At 75.0% G+C, this 20,167-nt stretch carries 12 protein-coding genes and 1 pseudogene; 3 read left to right on the top strand and 10 right to left on the bottom strand.

Features of this window, described 5'->3' with window-relative positions; translation table 11 throughout:
• Nucleotides 1-141: 141 nt before the first annotated feature.
• The 4 genes and pseudogenes from GKE82_RS28855 to GKE82_RS17470 form a co-directional block, all read right to left on the bottom strand.
• Nucleotides 142-1,392: pseudogene (locus GKE82_RS28855) on the bottom strand (circularly permuted type 2 ATP-grasp protein); the annotation flags it as partial.
• 56 nt (nt 1,393-1,448) lie between these two features.
• A complete protein-coding gene (locus GKE82_RS17480; protein WP_309233680.1) occupies nt 1,449-4,793 on the bottom strand; it encodes a transglutaminase family protein in 3,345 nt (1,114 codons plus the stop codon).
• A gap of 1,631 nt (nt 4,794-6,424) precedes the next feature.
• On the bottom strand, nt 6,425-8,263 hold the full coding sequence (locus GKE82_RS17475) for a hypothetical protein (RefSeq protein ID WP_154734172.1): 1,839 nt from the start codon (nt 8,261-8,263) through the stop codon (nt 6,425-6,427).
• Nucleotides 8,264-8,274: 11 nt separating this feature from the next.
• Nucleotides 8,275-9,450 carry an acyltransferase gene (locus tag GKE82_RS17470; protein WP_154734171.1) on the bottom strand — a complete coding sequence of 392 codons (1,176 nt, stop codon included), beginning with the start codon at nt 9,448-9,450 and terminating at the stop codon, nt 8,275-8,277.
• Nucleotides 9,451-9,513: 63 nt separating this feature from the next.
• On the opposite strand from GKE82_RS17470, the gene GKE82_RS17465 reads away from it, so the two are divergent.
• Entirely contained in the window at nt 9,514-11,016 is a 1,503-nt protein-coding gene (locus GKE82_RS17465; RefSeq protein WP_154734170.1) for an NAD(P)/FAD-dependent oxidoreductase, read from the top strand.
• A gap of 12 nt (nt 11,017-11,028) precedes the next feature.
• Nucleotides 11,029-11,688, top strand: coding sequence for a hypothetical protein (locus GKE82_RS17460; RefSeq protein ID WP_107568330.1), 660 nt, complete (start codon nt 11,029-11,031; stop codon nt 11,686-11,688).
• A 6-nt stretch (nt 11,689-11,694) separates the two neighbouring features.
• Here GKE82_RS17460 and GKE82_RS17455 read toward each other — a convergent pair whose 3' ends face one another.
• From GKE82_RS17455 to GKE82_RS17440, 4 genes are all read right to left on the bottom strand, one after another.
• Nucleotides 11,695-13,956, bottom strand: a complete 2,262-nt coding sequence (locus tag GKE82_RS17455; RefSeq protein WP_154734169.1) for an ABC transporter permease — start codon at nt 13,954-13,956, stop codon at nt 11,695-11,697.
• Nucleotides 13,953-14,669 carry an ABC transporter ATP-binding protein gene (locus GKE82_RS17450; RefSeq protein WP_154734168.1) on the bottom strand — a complete coding sequence of 239 codons (717 nt, stop codon included), beginning with the start codon at nt 14,667-14,669 and terminating at the stop codon, nt 13,953-13,955. The genes GKE82_RS17455 and GKE82_RS17450 overlap by 4 nt, the downstream gene beginning before the upstream one ends.
• The gene (locus GKE82_RS17445; protein ID WP_154734167.1) at nt 14,666-15,190 is read right to left on the bottom strand and encodes a PadR family transcriptional regulator; all 525 of its coding nucleotides are present in this window, start codon (nt 15,188-15,190) and stop codon (nt 14,666-14,668) included. Before GKE82_RS17445 ends, GKE82_RS17450 begins: the two co-directional genes overlap by 4 nt.
• Nucleotides 15,191-15,298: 108 nt before the next feature.
• Nucleotides 15,299-15,757 carry a sulfite exporter TauE/SafE family protein gene (locus GKE82_RS17440; RefSeq protein WP_107568326.1) on the bottom strand — a complete coding sequence of 153 codons (459 nt, stop codon included), beginning with the start codon at nt 15,755-15,757 and terminating at the stop codon, nt 15,299-15,301.
• 75 nt (nt 15,758-15,832) lie between these two features.
• Between GKE82_RS17440 and GKE82_RS17435 the strand changes: the two genes are divergently transcribed.
• Nucleotides 15,833-16,867 (top strand): zinc-binding dehydrogenase, encoded by a 1,035-nt coding sequence (locus GKE82_RS17435; RefSeq protein WP_154734166.1) that lies wholly within the window; start codon nt 15,833-15,835, stop codon nt 16,865-16,867.
• Nucleotides 16,868-16,892: 25 nt separating this feature from the next.
• Here the strand turns inward: GKE82_RS17435 and GKE82_RS17430 are convergent, their stop codons facing one another.
• Nucleotides 16,893-18,542, bottom strand: a complete 1,650-nt coding sequence (locus GKE82_RS17430; protein WP_154734165.1) for an ATP-binding cassette domain-containing protein — start codon at nt 18,540-18,542, stop codon at nt 16,893-16,895.
• Nucleotides 18,543-18,593: 51 nt separating this feature from the next.
• On the bottom strand, nt 18,594-20,090 hold the full coding sequence (locus tag GKE82_RS17425) for an aldehyde dehydrogenase family protein (RefSeq protein WP_154734164.1): 1,497 nt from the start codon (nt 20,088-20,090) through the stop codon (nt 18,594-18,596).
• Between the last annotated feature and the right edge of the window lie 77 nt (nt 20,091-20,167).

Below are 20,167 nucleotides of genomic sequence, written 5' to 3'. Positions count from 1 at the left end.
CCAGGACCCAGGTGTCCTTGGAGATCGCGCCCGCCTGATTGCTGATGCGCCCGTCGCCGTCGTCGGGCGCGACGCGGGTGAGCCCCCGGGCATCACCGCGTAGGAGTCGTTGCGCGCGACGGCGAAGGACCGCAGCAGGCTGCGGCGCGCGACGAGCCCGTCGTCGGTGAGCGTCGGCGTGCTCGAGGTGATGACGCGCTCCTGCCCGACCCACGCCCCGGGGCGTGCCTCGATGCGGGCGCGCAGCTCCTCGAGCTCGTGGTTGCTGAGCTCCCAGCCGAAGACGGTGGCGCTGCCGGCGCCGCGCGAGAGTGGCCGGACGACGAGCTCGTCGAGGCGCGCGAGCACCTCCGCGCGCCCGTCCTCGTCCCCGCACCACCAGCTCGGCACGGTCGGCAGGCGCAGCTCGCGTCCGAGCAGGTGGCGGCTGATGCGCGGCAGGTACGCGAGCAGCGCCGGGTTCTCCAGGGCGCTGGATCCGAGCGTGTTGACGACGCTGACGACGCCGCGGCGGCTGGCCTCGACCAGCCCGGGCACGCCGAGCAGCGAGTCGGCGCGCAGCTCCAGCGGGTCGCAGGAGTCGCCGTCGACGCGGCGCAGGATGACGTGCACGGGCTCGAGCCGCCCGAGCGAGCGCATCCACACGCCGTCGCGTCGCACGGTGAGGTCGGCGCCCTCCACGAGCGGGTAGCCGAGCGTCGAGGCGAGGATGCCGTGCTCGAACGCGGTCTCGTTCCACGGGCCCGGGGAGAGCACGACGATCCGCGGGTCGTCGACGCCGGGCGGGGCGGCCTCCTGCAGGGCGGTGCGCAGCTGACGGAAGAACGGGGCGAGCCGGTGGACGTGCGCGTCGCGGTACAGGGACGGCAGCACGCGCGAGACGACGAGCCGGTTCTCGAGCGCGTACCCGAAGCCGGACGGGGCCTGCGCGCGGTCGCTGACGACGACCCAGGCGCCGCTCGCGTCACGGCCGAGGTCGGCGGCGTAGGAGAAGAGCTGCTGGGTGCCGGGCAGGCGGATGCCGTCGCAGGCGCGCAGGAAGCCGTCGTGGCCGTACACGACCTCGGGCGGCACGATGCCGCGGCGCAGCAGGTCCCGCGCGCCGTAGAGGTCCTCGAGCACGAGGTTGAGCAGCTCGGCGCGCTCGATCAGGCCCGCCTCGAGCAGCAGCCACTCGCGGCTGGTCAGGACGGTGGGCAGCGGGTCGAGCAGCCACGCGTCGGAGCGCTGGTCCTCGTAGGCGTGGTAGACGACGCCGTCCTGGTCGAGCAGCCGGGCGGCCTCGGCGCGCCGGTCCAGCAGCGCCGCGGTCCCGAGGCCGCGCAGCGCCCGGCCAGCGGCGTCCAGTGCTCGCGCGTCTCGCCCCGCGCGTCGACCATCTCGTCGTAGCACCCGTCCAGGGGCCGGTACGGCGCGTCGGTGGTGGCCGTGGGCGGGTTCACGGGGGGTCAGGAGCGCGGCCGGACGGGCTTCCGGCGGAGATCGAGCGTCCGAGGGTAGTCGGCGTCCCAGCCGGGGTCGAGCGCGTCGACGATCGTCCCGGGGCGTCCACCGGGCACGAAGCGGGACGCCCGGCGGGCCTCCGCCTCCTTCGCGCCACGGGGCACGCCGCCGTAGGCGCGCCCGTCGGGCTCGGTCACGTGGTAGGTGCAGCCGCCCAGGGAGCGGCGCGTGCGCCGGTCGACGAGCTCGAGCTCCAGCGGGGCGTGCACGCCGATCGTCGGGTGCAGCGCCGACCACAGGCTCCACGCCCGATAGCGCACCCCGGCGACCTGCACGCCGGGCACGGCGGTCGGGTGCAGCGGCAGCGCGTGCCCGTTGCAGGTGACGAGGTGACGGTCGGGATCGAGGTGGTCGACGCGGACCTGCAGCCGCTCGAGCGAGGAGTCGACCATCCGGGCGGTGCCGCTGGTGGTCGCCTCCTCCCCGAGCACGTTCCACGGCTCGATCGCGCGGCGCAGCTCGATCCGGGTGCCGTCGAGCGTGACCTCGCCCAGGCGCGGGAAGCGGAAGTGCAGGAACGGGTCGAGCCAGTCGTCGTCGAAGGCGAAGCCGCTGTCGCGCAGGTCGGCGGCGACGGCGCGGAGGTCCTCCGCGGCCCACCAGGGCAGCAGGAAGCGGTCGTGCAGCTCGGTGCCCCAGCGGCGCAGCGGCGCGGTGAACGGGGTCTCCGCGAAGCGCGCGATCAGGGTCCGGACGAGCAGCGCCTGCACGAGGCCCATGTCGACGTGCGGCGGCATCTCGAAGCCGCGCAGCTCCAGGACGCCGATGCGGCCGCTCTCGAGCGCGGGGTTGTGGAGCTTGTCGATGCAGAACTCGGCGCGGTGCGTGTTGCCGGTCAGGTCGGTGAGGATGTTGCGCAGCAGCCGGTCGACCTGCCAGGCGGGGGTCTCCCAGCCGTTCTCGCGCGCCTGCTCGCCGAGCCTCTCGAGCTCCGCGAACGCGATCTCCAGCTCGTAGAGCGCCTCGTGGCGGGCCTCGTCGATGCGCGGCGCCTGGCTCGTGGGGCCGACGAACCGGCCGGAGAACACGTAGGAGAGCGACGGGTGGATCTGCCAGTAGGTGATGAGGCTGCGCAGCAGGTCGGGACGGCGCAGGAACGGGCTCTGCGCGGGCGTCGCGCCGCCGACGGTGAGGTGGCTGCCGCCGCCGGTCCCGGTGTGGGTGCCGTCGAGCGCGAACTTCTCGGCGGCGAGCCCGGTCTCGCGGGCGGCGTCGACGATCGTGCGGGAGCGCTCGCACAGCTCGGGCCAGCTCGCGCTGGGGTGGATGTTCACCTCGATGACGCCCGGGTCGGGCGTGACGACGAAGCGGCCGGCGCGCCGGTCCGACGGGGGCGCGTAGCCCTCGATGACGACGGGCACCCCGATCTCGGCGGCGGTGTCCTCGATCGCCCGCAGGAGCTCGAGCGCGTGCTCGAGCGCGGTGAGCGGCGGGAGGAACACGTGCAGGTGCCCGCTGGCGCGGACCTGGGCGGTGAGCGTCGTGATCGGGGGCGGCTCGACGAGCCGCGCGTCGGCGGGCGCGGGCGCGGGCGCGGGCGTGTCGGTGGGCGCTGCGGCGACGTCCGTCGGCGGCGCCGACCCGGGCTCGCCCGGGACCGCGTCGGCGGGGACGGGCAGCGGGGCGACCTCGGCGAACACGGACGGCTCGGGCACGAACTCCGGCGGCCGCCAGGTCAGGGCGTCGAGCGGCAGCCGCAAGCCGATCGGCGAGTCGCCCGGGGTGAGGAACAGCCGTCCGCGGCGCAGCGCCCAGCGGCCCGTCGACCACTCCTCGTCGCCCGGGGCCCGGTGCAGCGGGACCGCCCAGCCGACCGGGTCGCCGGTGCGCGCGTCGAGCTGCTCGATGAACGCGGCCCGCGCCACCGACGCGGCGAGCCGCGGGTCGGTCGGGTCCGGGGCCTCGAGCTCCGGCGGGTCGCCGCCGGGCAGGCGGGCCTCCCGCCACAGCTCGTCGATCGTGTCCTCGTAGGCGGGGTAGGCGGCCTCGGCGGGCAGGCCCAGCCGCGGCAGCAGGCCGCGGACGAACTCCTCGGCGTCCTGGGCGGTCGCGGAGCCCTCGGTGGTCGGGTCGGCCTGCAGCGACCGGTCGCGCCAGACCGGCACGCCGTCGTGCCGCCAGTGCACGCCGATCTCCCAGCGCGGCAGCGGGTCGCTCGGGTACCACTTGCCCTGGCCGTAGCGCAGGAGCGCCCCCGGGGCGAAGGCGTCGGCGAGCCGGTGGGTGAGCTCGATCGCGCGTCCGTGCTTCGTCGGGCCGAGCGCGGCGATGTTCCACTCGGGGGCGTCGGGGTCGTCGACCGCGACGAACGTCGGCTCGCCGCCCATCGTCAGCGCGACCCCGCCCGCCTCCAGGCGCGCGTCGACCTCGTGGCCGAGGCGGTCGATGCGCTCCCACTGCTCGGGCGTGTACGGGGCGGTGACGTCCGGGTCCTCCTCGAGCCGCCGGACCGCGTTGGCGAAGGTCAGCGTGCCGGCGGCCTCGCTGGTGCCGCTGACCGGGGCGGCCGCCGCGGGGGTGGAGGTGCAGCAGAGCGGGATGTGGCCCTCGCCGGCGAGCAGGCCGGAGGTGGCGTCCAGGCCGATCCAGCCGGCGCCCGGGACGTACGCCTCGGCCCAGGCGTGCAGGTCGGTGCTGTCGTGCGCGGGCCCGTCGCCGTCGGTGCCCGCGAGCTGCACGAGGTACCCGGAGGCGAAGCGGGCCGCGACCCCGAGGCGGCGCAGCAGCTGCACGAGCAGCCAGGCGCTGTCCCGGCACGAGCCCGCGGCGCGCTCGAACGTCTCGTCCGGGGTCTGGACGCCCTCCTCCAGGCGCGTCTCGTAGCGGACGTCCTGCGCGATCCGGGCGGTCAGGTCGACGAGCAGGTCGATCGTGCCGCGCTCCTGCCGCCCGTAGGCCGCCACCCACGCGTCGAGCGCGGAGCTCGGCTCGAGGACGAGGAACGGCCCGAGGTCGGTCGCGGTCGGCTCGCGGTAGGCGAACGGCCAGCGTGCGGCGTCCTCGTCGAGGTAGAAGTCGAACGGGTTGATCGTCGTGAGGTCGGCGACGAGCTCGACGGTGATCGACAGCTCGCGCACCGGCTCGGCGTGGACGAGCCGCGCGGTGTGGTTGCCGAACGGGTCCTGCTGCCAGACCACGCGGTGCGGGTCGGGCCCGACCGTCAGCGCGTAGCCGTCGATCGGGGTCCGGCAGTGCGGCGCCGGACGGAGCCGGACGACGTGCGGTCCGAGCCGGACCGGACGGTCGAAGCGGTAGACCGTGCGGTGCTCGATGGCGACGCGGACGCTCACAGGAGCGGCGGACGATAGCTGTGCGCCCGCACCGGGTCACTCGACCGACGGTCGAGTCCCGGATCGCCGTGCCGCTGCCGTACCCTCCAGCGCGGATGCGCGCCCCGATGCTGCCGCCGTCACCGCGGCTGACGCCCCGCGAGCTCGTCGTGCTCGCCGTCGGCTCGGCGCTCCTGGCGGTCGCGATGTTCTGGCCGCTGGTGCTGCACCTCGGCAGCGACGTCCCGAAGGACCTCGGCGACCCGCTCTCGCAGGCCTGGCAGCTGGCCTGGGGCGGCCATGCGCTGGTGGAGCAGCCGGGCGCGTTCTTCCAGAGCAACCAGTTCTGGCCGATGCGGGACACGCTGGCCCTGTCGGACGCCCTCGTCGGGTACGCGCCGCTCGCCGTTCCCGGGGACGGGGTCGAGGCGGCCCTGACGCGGTACGCGCTGCTGTTCCTGCTCGCGACCGCGCTCGCGTTCGCCGGGGCGTACCTGCTGGCGCGGGAGCTCGGCGCCCCGGTCGCGGGGGCGGTGGTCGCCGGCGCGGTCTTCGCCTACGCCCCATGGCGGCTGGAGCAGGGCGGGCACCTGCACATCCTCTCCAGCGGTGGGATCCCGCTCGCCCTGATGCTGCTGCTGCGCGGCTACCGCGCGCGGCGGCCGCGGATGGTGGTGGCGGGCTGGGCGACCGTGGCGTGGCAGGTGTCGATCGGCTTCAGCCTCGGGCTGCCGTTCCTCGTCGTCCTCGCGGGCGGCGCGGCGGTGCTCGCGGTCGCCTGGTGGCGGACCGCCCCGGACGCCCGGCCGCGGCCCGGCCGGACGCTCGTTCGCGCGACCGCGCTCGGGGTCGTCCTCGTGCTCGTCGTCAGCGCGGTGATCGGGCGGCCGTACCTGCGGGTGCGCGACGGGGAGCCCGCGGCGCAGCGCAGCGCCGAGACCCTCGCCACCTACAGCGTCGGCCCGAAGCAGTTCCTCGTCAGCTCGTCGCTGAACCCGCTGTGGGGTCCGGCGGGCGCGGGCGCCCGCGAGGACCTCCCCGCGGTCGCCGAGCAGACCCTGTTCCCCGGCCTGGCGGCGGTCGCGCTCGCGGTCCTCGGCGCGCTGTGGGCGGGCTGGTCGCGGCGGCTGCGACGCGCGCTCGTCGCGGGCACCGGGCTCTTCGCGGTGCTGTCGCTCGGCTTCGAGACCTCGGGGCTCGGGCAGCTGCTCCCCTACCGGCTGCTCTACGAGCTGGTGCCCGGCTTCTCCGGGATCCGCGTGCCGCAGCGGATGAACACGTTCACGTCGCTGCTGCTGGCGCTGCTCGCGGCGGGCGGGACGGCGGCGCTGCTGGCCCGCGTCACCGCCGCCCGGGCGCGGACCGCGCTGGCGCTGGCGCTCGCCGCGGTCGTGCTCGCGGAGGGCGCGGGCTTCGCGCCCGGCCGCGCCTACCCGCACCCGACCGCGCCGCCCGCACCGGCCGGCCTGGCGGACGTGCCCGGGCCGCTGCTGCAACTGCCGGTCGGGGCCCAGGACAACCGCGAGTACCTGCTGTGGTCGACCGACGGGTTCGCCCCGATGGTCAACGGGCGCAGCAGCATCCAGCCGCAGCGCACGACGCGGCTGCTGGCCCGCATGGACGGCTTCCCGGACGCCCGGTCGGTGGCGGCGCTACGCCGTCTCGGGGTCCGGTCGGTGGTGCTGCACGCCGATCGGCTCGCCGGGACGCCATGGCAGGCGTGGCGTGCGCGCCCGCTCACGGGCCTGGGTCTCGAGCGCCGCGTCCGTGGGGACCTCGTCGTCTACCGCGTCCGCTGAACGGCGGATCGTCACGAGCAGGACGAGCGCCGCGACGAGCACGGCGGCCACGACGAGCGACTGGTGGGCGGTGTGGATGATCTTGCCGGTCGGGCCGACGATCGCCCCGGAGATCTCCTCCTCGCCGTAGGCGGGCGCGACGAGCCCGGCGAGGACGCCCCAGGCCAGCAGCGTCAGCGCCGCCGGCCGCGCCTGCCCGCGCAGCAGCGCCAGGCGCGGCGCGGAGCGCGCGGCGAGCACGGCGGCCGCACCGAACAGCAGCAGCACGGGCGCGATGGCGACCCAGCCGTTGTCGAGGCCGAGCACGCTGAGGAACGTGTGCTGGAAGTTCGCGATCTCCAGCCGGTCCATCCAGGTCGCGGTCCCGCCGGGGCCGATGAGCGGCATCGTGATCGTGGCGACGACCATCGTCACCGCGCTCGGGACGGCGAGCGCGAGCGTCGGACCCGGGTAGCGGCGCCACGCGCAGGCGAGCCCGACGGCGAGGAACGGCAGCATCGGGATGAGGAACCGCGGGCCGGGCGAGCCGCCGCCCATCGGCAGCCAGTAGCCGGTGTCGTAGAGGTAGTAGGCGGCGGCGATCGCGCCGATGACCGACGCCTCGGCGCGGCGGCCGCGGCGGTACAGCAGCCAGGTGCCGACGCAGGCCATGACGATGATCGGGATGAGCACGAGCACGCCGCGCGGCGAGATCAGCAGGTCGAGCGCCTGCCGCGGGGCGGGCACGCCGATGCCGAAGAAGCCGCCGTCGTTGAGCCCGAGCGTCTCGTGCCCGGTGCGGCCCTGCTCGTTGACCGCGTTCTTGTAGGAGAGCGTGGTGATCGAGCCGAACGCGACGAGGTTGTAGACGAACAGCGGCACCACGCCGAGGATCACGCCGGTCGCGTAGGTGCCGGCGCGTGCGGCGAGCGCGCGCGGCCCGGCGGTGATCGCGTCGGGCCGCAGCATCGCGTACAGGCCGACGATCGCGCCGGCGATGGCGAGCGGGTACTCGGTCGTGACGGCGAGCCCGGAGAGGAGGCCCGCGAGGGCGAGGAGCACGAGCCGCGGTGTGGGGCGTTCGCGCTCGTGCCAGGCCAGGGCGAAGGCGGCGAACGCGAGCAGCGTCGCGAGCACGTGGCCGAAGAGGTTCACGGCGAACGGCATGATCAGCGTCGCGCCGCCGAGCGTCACCGCGGTGAGCGCCCCGAGGCCGGGCTCCACCCGTTCGACGCGTCGTCGCACGAGCACGAGCAGCAGCAGCGCCGGGATCACCGTGCCGACGAGGCCGAGCGCCCAGACCAGCGGCGCCTGTCGCTCGAGGCGGCTCTTCGTGGCGATCGCGTTGGCGCGGTCGTAGCCGTAGGCGTGCACGTTCAGCGCCCGGTAGGACCACTGCGCGGCGCCGCCCTCCTTCGCGCGCTTCGCGGCGTCCGCGGCGACGGTGCGCCCGCCGGCGGCGTCGAGGACCTCGCTCACCGGCGTGAGGAGCAGCGGCAGCCCGGGCGCCTTCACCGAGTAGAAATGCCCGTCGATGTACGACTTGTCGCGCGTCTCCCAGTGGTAGGCGTCGATCTTCGTCGTCCCGGCGCCGAGCGCCTTGACGAACGCGTAGTACGACGTCTGGGCCCAGCCGAGCGACTGCATGACGAGCGCCCACCCCAGACCGAGGGCGACGAGCGCGAGCGCGCCCCGGCGGCTGCGGAGTGCCATTCCCGCCAACTCTAGGAAATTTCGGCGGCGACCTGTTTCGACCGTGTGAAGGAGCCTGCCCGTCCCGCGCGTCGGCGCGCCGCCCAGTCGATCGCGGGACGCTCGACCCAGCGCCAGGTCGCCTCGGCCGCCAGCAGCGACACCGCGAGGACCACGAGCATGCGCGGCCACAGCGCCTCGGGGAGCAGGCCGTTGTCGCGCAGCACGAGCAGCAGCGGCAGGTGCCAGAGGTACAGGCCGTAGGAGATCAGGCCCGTGCGGGCGAGCCAGCGTGCGCGCAGCCACTCGACCGACGGGCCGCTCCCCCCGGCGGCGGCCGCGACGACGAGCGCGAAGCCGAGCGCGACCATGAGCGTCGAGAACAGCGCCCGCGCGAGGCCGCCGCTGGGCTCGGTCTCGTGCCAGTAGCCCTCGGCGACCACGAGCAGCCAGCCGACGACGCTGAGCGCGGCGGTCACGGCCGGGGTGAGGCGCGCCCCGTCGCGCCGCGCGCGCCGGTGCTCGAGCCACAGCGCGACGAGCATGCCGAGCGCGAAGTGCCCGATGTAGGCGGGGAGCGTCTTGCGCGGGATCTCGCCCCAGTCGCCGCGGTAGTCCGCGTAGTACCAGGCGAGCGTCACGCCGACGAGCGCGAGCAGCACCCCGGCGTGCCAGGCGGTGCGTCGCGGGCCGAGCGCGAGGCCCGCGAGCGCGATCAGCGGCAGCGCGACGTAGAACGCCATCTCGATCGTCAGCGTCCACAGCACGGGGTTCAGCTGCATGAGCGTGTCGAGCGAGTAGTTCTGCGCGAAGACCGCGAACAGCGGCAGCTCGTGCAGCTCGGGCTGGATCGTCGTCGGCCCGACGGTCGCGTAGAGGAGGAAGACGACCGCGCCGCACACGTAGTAGGCGGGCAGGATGCGCGCGGCGCGGCGCACCGCGTAGCCGCGCACCGACGGGGGCGCCGCCCCGGTCACCGCGGCGCGCGCGAACCCCCGGTAGAGGAGGTAGCCGGACAGGACGAAGAACGCGATCAGCCCGGCGTTGGCCTCGAACAGGACCCGGTCCAGGAGGTCGCGGTCGGCGAACCCGCGGGGCCGGTCGTCGCGGTAGAGCCAGACGTGGAAGGCGAGGACCGACAGGGCGGCGAGCGCGCGGATGCCGTCGAGGGCGTCGCTGCGGTCGGCGGTCGCGGGGCCCGGCGGCATCGTGCCGGAGGCTAGCGGTCGCGCCGCCTCGCCCGGGCCGCGTCCTCTGCGAAGATGACGCGCATGTCACGTTCGGGGACGAGGGTCGTCATCGTCGGCGCCGGATTCGGCGGGATCGGCTGCGCGATCGAGCTGCAGCAGCACGGCTTCCGCGACATCACGCTGCTGGAGCGCGGCGAGCAGGTCGGGGGCACGTGGTTCCACAACACCTATCCGGGCGCGGCGTGCGACGTGCCCAGCCACCTGTACTCGTACTCGTTCGCGACCCGCACCGACTGGTCGCACCTCTGCTCCCCGCAGGCGCAGATCCTCGACTACCTCCAGGGCGTCGCCGCCGAGCACGGCGTCACCGGCCGCACGGAGACCGGTGTCGAGGTCGCGTCGTGCACGTGGAGCGACACGAACGTCCAGTGGACCGTCACCGCGACCGACGGCCGCACCTGGGAGGCCGACGCGGTCGTCATCGCGACGGGCCAGCTGCACCGCCTGGCCTACCCGCGCATCCCCGGCCTCGAGCAGTTCGAGGGCGACGCCTTCCACTCCGCGGAGTGGAACCACGACGTGCCGCTCGCCGGACGCCGCGTCGCGGTCGTCGGCACGGGCGCCAGCGCCGTGCAGTTCGTGCCCGAGATCGCCAAGGAGGTCGGGCGGCTGCACGTCTTCCAGCGGTCGGGCAACTGGTTCATGCCGCGCCGCAACCGGCCCTACCCGGCGCTCGTCCGCGCGCTGATCCGGCACACCCCCGGCCTGCAGGCCTTCCGGCGCCGGTTCATCTACCACTACGGCGAGTCGCTGACCGCGATGATCCGCAACCCGCGCACGCTCGGCCGCCTCGGCCGGCTGCGCGCGACCGCGTTCATGCGCTGGCAGCTGCGCGACCCGGAGGTGCGGCGCAAGGCGTGGCCGGACTACACGTTCGGCTGCAAGCGGGTCCTGTTCAGCTCGAAGTGGCTGCCGGCGCTGCAGCGCCCGAACGTGGAGCTGGTGACCGACGCGATCACGGCGATCACGCCGCGCGGCGTCGTCACCGCCGACGGCCTCGAGCGCGAGGTCGACGTGATCATCTACGGGACCGGCTTCCGCACCACGGACTTCATGCTCCCCATGACCGTCACCGGTCGTGACGGGGTGGCGCTCACCGACGCGTGGGCGGACGGCCCGCACGCCCACCTGGGCGTGACGGTGCCCGGCTTCCCGTCGATGTTCCTCATGTACGGGCCGAACACGAACACGTCGGGCGGCTCGATCATCGTCTACCTGGAGGCGCAGGCCGCGTACATCCGGCAGGCGCTCCAGCACGTCCGCGGGCGCGCGGACGCGGCCGCGATCGAGGTCCGCCCGGAGGTCGAGGCGGCCTCCGACCGCGAGCTGCAGGCGCGCTTCGCGGGGACGGCGTGGACGCAGTGCGACTCCTGGTACCGCAACGAGTCGGGCCGGATCGTCACGAACTGGCCGGGGTACATGGGCGAGTACACGCAGCGGACCGCGGTGCTCGACCCGGCCGAGTACACGTTCGTGCCGGCGCCCGAGCGCGCGCCCGCGACCGCCGAGCCCGCGGCCTCGTAGGACGGACCGCCGGTGCCCGCGACCGCCTGGATCCGCCTGCGCACCCGCGGCATCGGGTCACCGCCCGTGCTCGCCGGGAGCCTGGAGCCCGCGGGCGTGGCGGGCGTGCACGCGACCGGGGCGCAGGACACCGGCGAGTTCGCCGACCTCGACGACGCGATCCTCTGGGCGGCGGAGCGCTGCCCGCGGATCGTCGTCGAGGTGGGCGGGCGGCTGACCGCGGGCGTGGAGGACGTCGCGGCGTACCCGCGGTTCCGGGGCGAGGCGGCGGCGCAGGCCCGCTCGACGGTCGCTGCGGCGCACGCGCGGTTCGCGCAGGAGCGGGCGGCGGACGCCGACGACGACGTGCACGACTGGTACTTCGCGGTCCACGACCCGGACCTCGCGCACGGCGCGGACCCGGAGCTCGTGGCGCGCGAGGTCGCCGCGCACGGGGACGTGACCGCGGTGCACGTCCGCGAGGACCCGACCGGCACGCCGGTGTGGATCGTCGAGCTGCAGGCCGCCACGGCGACCGACGCGGCCGGGCTCGCGCACGACCTGCTGCTCGCGGCGCTGTGGCCACCCGACCGGCACGTGCACGCCGCCTCGACGGACGTGGCGGTCGGCCGCGGCGCCCAGGAGGTCGGGCTCGCCGACCACCTGGACGACCTGCTGCTCCAGCTCGACTGACCCGGACTACTCCGTCCGCAGCCCGGACGGCGCGGTGAGGCGCAGCAGGGCAGGCAGCGTCAGCGCGGTGACGAGCAGCACGACGGCCGCGCCGATCCCGGTCATCCCGGCGACCGCGCCCCAGTCCATGACGAACGAGGCACCGCCGACGCGCAGCAGCATCCAGCCCAGCCCGATGCCGGTGCCGACCGCGACGGCGAGACCCAGCGTGACGGGCACCGCGGCCTGCAGCAGCACCGACCAGGCGAGCACCCGGCGCCGCGTGCCGAACGCGGCGAGCACGGCCAGCGGCCGGCGCCGCTCGCGCAGCTGCTCGAGGCCACCGACGAGCAGGCTGGCGCCGAGCAGCAGCAGCACGAGCGCGGTGCCCGCGAAGATCGCGCGCCGCACGCTCGTGAACGCACCGAGCTCGATCGGGTCGTCGGTGCGGAACACGTCGCTGCGCAGCGCCCCGTCGGCGACGACGTTGCGCATCCGCTCGATCGTGTCGCCGCCGACCCCGGGGGCGACGGTCGCGTAGACCTCCTCCTCCGCGCCCGGCAGGCGGATCCCGGCGAGCGCGCGTGGCGTCGCGAGGATGCCGGTGAGCGCGCCGCCGGTCGGGCCGGGAGCGGGCTCGACGCGGCGGGCGCCGGCGGGGATCCGCCAGCGGCTCGGGGCGGCGCCCTCCCCACCGAGCTCGAACGTGCGGGCCGGTGCGGCGGCGGTCCGCCCGGTCAGGAACGTGTCGCCGTCCCGGCAGCGCCCGATGCGTCCGTAGGCGCGTAGCGAGTCGCAGTCGCCGACGATGATCTCGGCCCCTTCGTCGGCCCCGACCCGCTGGGCGGGGGCGAGCCGCACGCTGCTGACCTCCTGCAGCCCCGGGATCGCCCGTAGCGCGGCGACGCTCCGCTGCGGCATCGCGGCGTCCCCGGGGTAGACGGGGTAGATCGCGACGTTCGCGCGGGCGCTGCTCTGCGGGTTGGGCAGCGTGGAGACGCGCTCGGCGGCGGTGAAGAGCGTCTGCAGCGCGATCGCCCCGGCGACGGCAACGGCGACGCCGCTGACGACGCGCGCGGCGGTGCCGCCGTCCATCTGGATCCGGCGGACGGCGAGCTGCCACGGCAGGCCGCCACCGCCGAGCCGGCGGACGCTCGCCTCGACGACCCAGGGCAGCACCGCGGTCATCCCGACGAGGACGAGCAGCACGGCGACCCCGGCGCGGTGGGCGTCGAACTCCTGGTCGGTGCGCAGCAGGTCGCCGCGCATGCCCCACAGCATCCAGGCGCCGATCACCGCGGGCAGCAGGCGCCAGCCGAGGCGGCGCGGTGCGGTGGCGCTGCGCCGCACGACGCCGAGCGGCTCGATGACGACGGAGCGCAGCGCGGCCAGCGAGGAGACGATCGCGGCGAGCGGGATGGCGAGGACGACGAGCGCCGCGAGGGTGGCGTCGGGCCGCACGTCGGCCGGGAAGACACTGACCCCGAACAGCTCGATCCCGCCGGCGAGCGGCCGGGCGAGCGCGAACAGCCCGACCCCGACGAGCAGGCCGCCGAGGGCGCCGACGAGCGTCTCGCCCGTGGCGACCCGCGCGGCCATCGCGCGGTCGGCGCCGACCAGGCGCAGGGCGGCGAGGCGCCGGTCGCGGTCCTCGCCGCCGAACCGCACGGCGGTCGCGATGAACGCGCCGATCGGCAGCAGCAGGACGACGACGGCGACCGCGATCAGGAAGGTGAGGAACCCGGGCAGGGGGTCGGGCGCGACGCCACCGCCGAAACGGGTGACGCGGTCGCCGTCGGCGGCGGAGAGCCGGTCGGTCCCGGCGTAGAAGAACAGCTCACCCGGGCCGGTCAGCCCGGCGTCGCCGATCGTGCCGACGATGCGGCCGCGCAGGCGCTCGCGCAGGAGCGCGGCGTCCGGGCGGGCGAGGAGGTCGCGCAGCGCCGGGGACACGACGAGGTCACCGGGGCCGGGGAGCCGGCGCACGCCGGGCGGCGTGGCGGGACGGCCGCCCTCGGCCTGCACGAGCAGGCCGCCGATGTCCTCGTCGCGGAAGGTCGTGTCCGCGGCGGTGACGAGCGTGGAGGTCGCGGTCGCCGGGCCGGGGCTCGGCGTCACGGCGCGGGCGGCCTCGCGGCCGTCGTGCCCGTCGACCATGGTGGGGATCGAGGCGGCGACGAGCAGGACGAGGACGCCGAGCGCGACCCCCGCCGCGGTCATGGCGGCGCGCACGGCGGAGGGGCGCCCGCCCGCGAGGGCGAGCCGCACGCCGAGGAGCAGGGCGGTCATGCGGTCCGCCCGTCCCGGACGACGATCTCGCGGTCCGCGTAGGCGGCGACGCGGGCCTCGTGGGTGACGAGCACGACCGCGGCGCCGCTGTCGCGCGCGGCGGCGACGAGCAGCTGCATGACGCGCTCGCCGTTGAGCGAGTCGAGCGCCCCGGTGGGCTCGTCGGCGAAGACGACCCGCGGGCCGGTGACGAGCGCGCGGGCCACGGCGACGCGCTGGCCCTGACCGCCGGAGACCTGCCCGGGGGTCTGGTCGGCGACGTCGGCGACCTGGAGGCGCTCCATCCACTCGCGCGCCTGCCGCTCGGCCGTGCGGCGCCGGACGCCCTGCAGGCGCAGCGGCAGCGCGACGTTCTCGACGCAGCGCAGCTCGGGGACGAGCTGGCCGAACTGGAACACGAAGCCGAACGCGGTGCGGCGCAGTTCGCTGCGGCCGGCGTCGCCGAGCGCGACGAGGTCGGTGCCGTCGTAGCTGATCGTGCCCGTGTCGGGCGGCACGATGCCGGCGAGGCAGTGCAGCAGCGTCGACTTGCCGGAGCCGGAGGCGCCCATCACGGCGACGACCTCGCCCGCGGCGATCTCGAAGTCGGCGCCGTCGAGGGCGAGGGTGGTCCCGAACTGCTTGCGCAGGCCGCCGGCACGAAGCAGCGGGTCGGGGGCGCGGCCGCCGGCCGCGGTGGTGATCGGGTCCTGGGACACGGTGCTCGGGCTCATCGTGCGACCTCCGTCGCGAGGTCGTCAAGGCGGTCGGCGGTCAGCTCCAGCCACTTCAGGTCGGCTTCGAGGTGGAAGATCGCGTGGTCGCAGATCAGCTGGTCGGCGAGGTCGCCGTCGAGCTTGCGCCGGGTGAGCTCGCGCATCAGCGCGAGGTGCTCGGCGCGCTGGGTGTCGAGCACCTCGCGGGCCGAGCGGCCGGTGAGCATCGCGAGGACGACCTTCGTGTACAGGGTGCTCTGCAGGTAGAGGTCGGGCCGCTCGGGCTGCTCGAGCCAGGCGGCGATGTCGGCGACGCCCTCCTGCGTGATGACGTAGCGCTTGCGCTCGGGTCCTTCCCCGGGCTCGATGCCGTCGACGGCGACGAGGCCGTTCTTCAGCAGCCGGGCGAGCGTGGCGTACACCTGCCCGTAGGCGAGCGGCTTGTCGTGCCCGAACCGCTCGTCGTAGGAGCGCTTGAGGTCGTAGCCGTGACTCGGGCCCGCTTCGAGCAGCCCGAGGAAGGTCTTGGCGATGGACATACGGCGAGTATACACACAGCGTATACGCGGGCAGTAGACACCGCGTTACGCCACCCGCGGGCCGGCGGCCTGCAGGCCGTCCCACATGAGTCGGGCGCGGCAGGCGCCTCAGAGCGTGCCGACCGGGGTGCGATCCCGGTCGGACTCCCACGACCGGCGCTGCCGGTCGAAGTCGTCCCAGTCGATCCCGTCGGGACCGGAGGGCTCGGGGCCCGGATCGGGCTCGGGACCGCGCCCGCCGCCGCCACCACCGCCCTGGTCGTCGTCGTCGGCGTCGTCGGAGTGCTCGGCGCGCTCCGGCGGCAGGTCGTACAGCGACGGCTGTCGCGCGAGCCAGAACATGCCGAACCACGTGCCCATCGCCGCGCCGAGCAGCGCGAGCGCGGGGTACCAGACGTCGAACGCCGGCATCGTGAACGCGGCGATCCACAGCAGCCCGCCGGAGATCATCAGGACACGGCAGGCGCGCGCCGCCCGGTTGACGGGCATGCGGGGCGCGGGCGCGAGGACCGCGACGACGAGCGTGAGACCGACGGCGCCGAACATCGCGTGCACGTAGGACGGCACGCAGGGCATGGTGCCACGTTGCGGCCGGGGAATCGAGCACGAACCGCGAACGGACCGCGCGGGTAGGGTCCGCACATGCGAGCCACCCTGCTGTACGGCGCCGGCGACGTCCGCGTCGAGGACGTGCCGGACGCGTCGATCTCCCTGCCGACCGACGCCCTCGTGCGCGTCACCCGGTCCTGCATCTGCGGCAGCGACCTGTGGCCCTACAAGTCCAAGCCCGCCGGCGCCGACGGGCAGCGGATGGGCCACGAGTTCATCGGCGTCGTGGAGGACGTCGGCGCCGAGGTGACGACGGTGAAGCCCGGGGACGTCGTCCTCGCGCCGTTCGTGTACTCCGACGGCCGCTGCGACTTCTGCGCCGAGGGCCTGCACACCTCGTGCCGCAACGGCGGCTTCTGGGGCGTCGGCGACGTCGACGGCGGCCAGGGCGAGGCGGTACGCGTCCCGCAGGCCGACGGCACGCTCGTCGTCCTGCCGGTCGGCGAGGACGACGCGCTGATGCCGTCGCTGCTCACGCTCTCCGACGTGATGGGCACCGGGCACCACGCGGCCGTCGCCGCCGGCGTGCGCCCCGGCTCCACGGTCGTCGTCGTCGGGGACGGCGCGGTCGGCCTCTGCGGCGTCATCGCCGCCAAGCGGCTCGGGGCCGAGCAGATCGTGATCATGGGACGCCACGAGGTCCGCACGTCGCTCGCGCGCGAGTTCGGCGCCACCGACGTCGTCGCCGAGCGTGGCCGCGCGGGCACCGCGAAGGTGCTCGAGCTCACCGGCGGCGACGGCGCCCACGCGGTGCTCGAGTGCGTCGGCATGGCCGACTCGCTGCAGACCGCGATCCGCGTCACCCGCGCGGGCGGCACCGTCGGCCGTGTCGGCGTCCCGCAGTCCGGGGACATCCCGGCCTCCCAGCTGATGTTCGCCAAGAACGTCTCGGTCGCCGGCGGCATGGCGCCGGTCCGCGCCTACGTCGAGGAGCTGCTCCCCGACGTGCTGTCGGGAGCGATCCAGCCGGGGCGCGTCTTCGACCGCACGATCGGGATCGAGGACGTCCCGGCGGGCTACGCGGCGATGGACGGGCGCGAGGCGATCAAGGTGCTGATCGAGCCCTGACGGCGGTCCCGGCCCGGCGGCGCGGTCAGCGCGCCGCCGAGAGCCGGCGGTCGAGCGTCATGCCCGTGGCCGACAGCATCAGCAGCGTGCCCGCCACGAGGATGCCGACCGTCACGACCATCGGGGTGGCGTAGAAGTCCGGCTCGAAGCCGGTGACCGCGCCGAAGTCGTTGGACAGCGACCCGTCGAGCCCGACCGAGTTGCCCATGCCGGTCAGCGCCCAGCGGGAGATCATGAGGTTCGCGACCGCCTTCACCGGCGCGACCATCGTCGCGTACGGGATCACCGCGCCCGCGAACAGCAGCTGCGGGATCAGCAGCAGCGGGACCGAGCTCGTCGCCTGGTCGGGCTTCTGCACGGCGGCCGACAGCCACAGGCCCATCGCCACCGCCGCCCAGCCCGCGGCGACGCAGACGACGAGCAGCTGCCCGAACCCGGCGGGGCCGCCGGCGATCGGCTGCAGCAGCATCGCGGCGACGAGCAGCAGCGTCACCTGCCCGGCGACCATCGGGAACAGCACCGCGCACTTCGCGAGCAGGTAGGCGTCGAAGCGCACCCCGACCGCCACCTCGCGGTCGACGATCGCGCGCTCCTTCACGATCTCGCGGCAGGCGGTGATGATCCCCAGCCAGATCGCGCCGACCAGCAGCAGGAAGCACATCGTGACCTTGTAGTACGGGCCGAGCGTCGGGTTGTCGAAGACGTTCGGCGGCATCGCGAGGCCGATGCCCAGGCCGATGATCGGCGCCTGCCCGACGAGGATCGCCAGCGAGCGGCGGTCGCGCCAGGTGCAGGTGGCGTAGCGGGCGGCGAGGGCCGTCGTCTGCCGGCCCAGCGGCGGGAACGGCTTGCGCTCCATCGCGGGCGGCGGGCCGGGCAGCGCGTCGGGGAACGGCTCGTCCTCCATCGCCGGGGCGCCCTCGAGGTCGAGCGCCTCGTAGACCTCGTCGTAGCTCGAGACGCCGAACCGCGTGAGCATCTCCTGCGGGGTGCCGACGAACCGCAGCTCGCCGCCCGGGGCCATCACGGCGACCTGGTCGCAGAGCCCCAGCGAGGACGTCGCGTGCGTGGCGACGAGGACGCCGCGGCCCTCGTCGGCGAGGCGACGCAGCAGCCGCATCATCCGCGCCTCGAGCACCGCGTCGAGACCGGTGGCGGGCTCGTCCAGCAGCAGCACGGGCGGCCGGCCGACGAGCTCGGCGCCGCAGGACGCGCGGCGCTTCTGCCCGTCGGAGAGGGTCGCGACGCGGTGGTCGGCCCGGTCGGTCATCTGCAGCTGCGCGAGCACCTCGTCGACGCGCTCGTCGAGCTCGGCGGCGGTCGTGCCCGCCGGGAGGCGCAGCTCGGCCGCGTAGCGCAGGGCCTCCCGCACGGTGAGCTCGGGGTGCAGCAGCGTCCCGAACGGGACGTAGCCGACGTCCGTGGACCGCAGCCGGATCGAGTGCCCGTCGAGGTCGACGCTCCCGGCGGTCGGCACGGTCACGCCCGCGAGCGCGCGCAGCAGCGTCGACTTGCCCGATCCGCTCGGGCCGATCAGCGCGACGAGCTTCCCGACCGGGACGGTGATCGAGGTGCCGCGCAGGATCGTCTGGCCGCCCGCCGTCACGGTCACCGCACGGGCCTCGAGGCCCCGGGCCCCGGCCGTGCGCGTCGTCGTCTCCTCCACGGACGCCATGGGGCCACCGTACCCGGTCCCGGGCGCGGTGACCCCCGAGGTGGCGGCGTCCTACAGCGAGACGATCACGCTCTTCGTCTCGAGGTACGCGCCGAGGACCTCCTCGCCGATCTCGCGTCCCCAGCCGGACTGCTTGTAGCCGCCGAACGGCAGCTCGGCGCTGAACACGTGGTACGTGTTGACGTGCACGGTGCCCGCCTTGATCCGCGCGGCGAGCTGGTGCGCCTTGCTGATGTCGCGGGTCCAGACGCCGGCGGCAAGGCCGTAGTGGGAGTCGTTGGCCTGGCGGGCGAGGTCGTCGACGTCGCTGAACGGCATCGCGGCGATGACCGGGCCGAAGACCTCCTCGCGGACGATCGTGTGGTCGGGGCGCGCGTCGACGAGGACGGTCGGCTCGACGAAGTAGCCGTCACCCTCGATCGCCTTGCCGCCGGTCACCGCGCGGTTGCCCTCCTGCTCGCCCTTGGCGAGGTAGCCGGTGACGCGGTCGAACTGCTCCTGCGAGACGAGCGGGCCCATCTCGGTCTCCGGGTCGAGGCCGTGGCCGACCTTGATCGCGGAGGCGGCGGCGGACAGGCCCTCGACGACCCGGTCGAACTGGTCCTCCTGGACGTAGAGGCGCGAGCCGGCGGAGCAGACCTCGCCCTGGTTGAAGAAGATCCCCTGCGCGGCACCGGCGATCGCGGCGTCCACGTCGGCGTCGCTGAAGATGATGTTCGGGGACTTGCCGCCGAGCTCCAGCGAGACGCGCTTGAGGTTGCCGCGCGCCGCGCCCACGATGATCTTCCCGACCTCGGTCGAGCCGGTGAACGCGATCTTGTCGACGTCGGGGTGCTCGGCGAGCGCGGCGCCCGCGGTCTCCCCGAAGCCGGGGACGATGTTCACGACGCCCGCGGGCACGCCCGCCTCGAGCAGCAGCTCGCCGAGCCGCAGCGCGCTGAGCGGCGTCTGCTCGGCGGGCTTGAGGACGATCGTGCAGCCGGTGGCGAGCGCCGGCCCGAGCTTCCAGGCGGCCATCAGCAGCGGGAAGTTCCAGGGGATGACCTGCCCGACGACACCGATCGGCTCCCGCGTCGTGTAGGCGTGGAACTCGGCGTCCGGCAGGTACGGCACGGACGGCGTGATCGTGCCGCCCTTGAGCTTCGTCGCCCAGCCCGCCATGTACCAGAAGAGGTCGGCGGCGAGCGGGACGTCGGCGGCGAGCGCGACCGACTTGGGCTTGCCGTTGTCGAGCGACTCGAGCTCGGCGAGCTCCTCGGCGTGCTCCATGATCAGGTCGCCGACGCGGTGGACGATGCGCCCGCGCTCGGACGGGGACAGCCGCGACCAGGGGCCGCTGTCGAACGCCCGGCGTGCCGCCCTGACGGCACGGTCGACGTCCTCGCGGTCGCCCTCGGCGACGGTCGCCAGCAGCGCGCCGGTGCCCGGGTCGTGGGTCTCGAAGGTCCGGCCGGACGCGGCGTCGACCCACTCGCCGTCGATCAGGAGCTTGCGGCCGCCGGGGCGGAAGGTGGTGGCGCCGGAGGGTGCGGGGGCGGTCGTGGCCATGGTGGGATCTCTCCTCTCGGGTGCCCCGGCACCGTGCCGGGGCTGGGGACCGCGACGTTCCTCCCGCCGCGACGGCC

This window comes from Conexibacter sp. W3-3-2 (genome assembly GCF_009707605.1).
GTDB lineage: Bacteria > Actinomycetota > Thermoleophilia > Solirubrobacterales > Solirubrobacteraceae > Paraconexibacter > Paraconexibacter algicola.
Note: the sequence above shows the minus strand (reverse complement) of the source record. Positions and strands in the feature narration are given on the sequence as shown.